Origin of the sequence: Novipirellula sp., assembly GCF_041583735.1 — a bacterium.
Classification (GTDB): domain Bacteria; phylum Planctomycetota; class Planctomycetia; order Pirellulales; family Pirellulaceae; genus Novipirellula.
The window spans coordinates 1-2,393 of record NZ_JBFHFD010000936.1; the positions used below are offsets into that span (position 1 = coordinate 1).

Consider the following 2,393-nt stretch of genomic DNA (forward strand, 5'->3'; position numbering starts at 1 on the left):
GCTCGACGAATTGATCGTCGATCAGTTTCAATTGGCCGTCGACCACTTCGAAACGCGTGTCATCAACGGTCAACACATAGCGAGCGCTAACGGATTGACCATCCAGCGTCAGCGTGCCCGCAATCGCTCCGGATTCGAACTCGACCAACGATCCGCCAACCAAGTCCAGAACCACTGGCTGCTCGGGCAGGTCTTTGACGCGAATCGTGATTGGCTGTGTGAAGGGATCGCCGTTGATGCCGAACTCTTTTGCGGTCACGTTGACCACGATTTCTTGGGTTTCTTCGAAGTTTAGCGAAACGCCGTCGGCCAACCGCAAATCGGAACCATCGATCACAAAACGATCGTCATCCACCGTCAAAATATGGAATTGCTCGGTGTCTTCGTCGATCACAAACAACTCAGCGACCGTGTCGCCCACGGCGTTCTCGAACACAGTGGCTTCGCTCGGCGAGATGCCGGTGATTGGATCATTCGAATCGGTCACGGTGATCGCAGGATAACTGACCAGTTCGATTTCGATTTCGGGGTCGGTGACCGAAACGGTCAAAGGAATCCAAGGCTCGACTTCAAAATTAAGTCCTTCGCCGTTCGCGCCGCCGATAAAAATCAACATGCCGTGATTGTTGACTTGAAAGCGAGGATCGTTGACTTGGATCAGGTGATTGTTCACACCGTCGGCGTCGATCACCTCGATAAATCCAACCTCATCGCCGAGCGCAAGGGCTTCGGGAATCGGGTCAAGGTGAAAGATGACATCGACAGGAGGGTCGGCAACGGGGGTGACCGTGATCGACAATTCGATCGGTTCGGATTCGGTGACGCCATCATGAATCGTAACGCTGACCGCATCGGTACCGTAAAAGTCGGGATCGGGTTTATAAGAAACCGAACCATCCACCGCGACACTGACCGTGCCATGCGACGCCGTTCCTTTTTGCACGATCACGAATTGGTCGTTCTCGATGTCCGATACCCCAATGCGAACTCCGGGGGCTGCAAGATTCAGCGTTTGATCTTCGCTGGTCGACAGCGCGGGCTGACTCTCGTAGTGCGGAGCCGTATTGTCGCCTTCGACGAACAACGCGAACCGAATGGGATCGGCATCTTGGTTGTCGACAATCTTGACGCGATGCGCATCGGCCCGACGGAGCGAAACTTCGATGACCCCTGTGGAACCGAGCACGGCGATCGCTTCGGGTTTTCCTTTGCTGGCGATTGCCACTAATTCACCGATCGTCGACAAGTCGATCGGCTGGTCCGCAATCACCGATCCGTCTCGCAGATCGACGACCTGCAACAGGGTGTCCAGCGGCGAGACGGTCATTAGCAGATCACGAGCTCCATCGAGCGTGACCGGGCCTGTCATTTCGGGGAAAGAGTGAAGCGAAGCAAAATCGGCGTTTGCGTCCAGCACGCTGACGCCGCCATCGATTTGCCTCAGTACCAACAATCCCGACTCGTCGTCAAAGTCCAGCAGGCTGCTGACGCCCGCCACTTCGATCGGATCGGTGCTGATCATCGAAGCGGTTTCGTTACTCCACAGTGACAATTTCAAGCCATCTTCGCCTGCCCAGGCAAATACGCTGCGAGGCCCTGAGTCCGATGTAATCACGGTCGTGTCGGCAGGCACGATCGTGGTCGTGGTCGATACCACCAGTCCGAGATCCGCATCGGACGCGTCAAGCGATTGGACCGCAACCGGATCTGAACCTTCGGCCAACGCCACCCCACGTCCGTCGCCATCGATGGCAATATCGGACCACAATTTCGAGGACTCGCTGCCTGACAAATCGACCGCGTCGACGGTGCCCGCGGCAGGGTCCACGATCCATGCCGAATCGCCGCCCACTTCGCCGCCGATCACCAGCAGATTTCCGTCAGGCAACGATTGCAATTTCGTCAAATGGGTGCCAACCGAAATCGTTTCGTTTTCGGCCGCGGCCAAGTCAGCGACTTCGACCCCCGTTTCAGTCAACACATAGCCGCTACGATTTCCCGAAGCCAGCAAGCTCAACGGATCTTGGATCGGAGTCGCTGCGGTTTCGAGCGTGGCTTTGAACGGGAACAGCTGGTCTTGGACGTTGGTGCCGTTGAATAAACGGACTTGGTAATCACCGTCGCTCAGGTCATCAAAACGAAACGCACCGGCGGCGTCGGCCACTGCAATTTTTTCGCCCTTTTCGAGGACCGCGTTGTTATTGGTGTCGAGGTAGACCAGACGCTTGGGGAGCGATTGTTCACTCGCTTCTTGGCGAAAGGAATGGTCCAAATCATCAAATACCACGCCCGTAATCGCAGCCAGGACGCGGCGATCGCCAAGATGTTCGACAATGGGACGCCGCCGAATGCGAATCCGTCCGCGTTTGTGGGGCTGAGTGTTGGATGATCGA

The 2,393-nt window shown here is 56.2% G+C and carries 1 protein-coding gene; it reads right to left on the reverse strand.

The genetic code is table 11. The features are described 5' to 3' along the window. A partial coding sequence (locus ABX962_RS34780) for a cadherin-like domain-containing protein (RefSeq protein ID WP_372726247.1) occupies nucleotides 1-2,393 on the reverse strand: 2,393 nt, incomplete at both ends.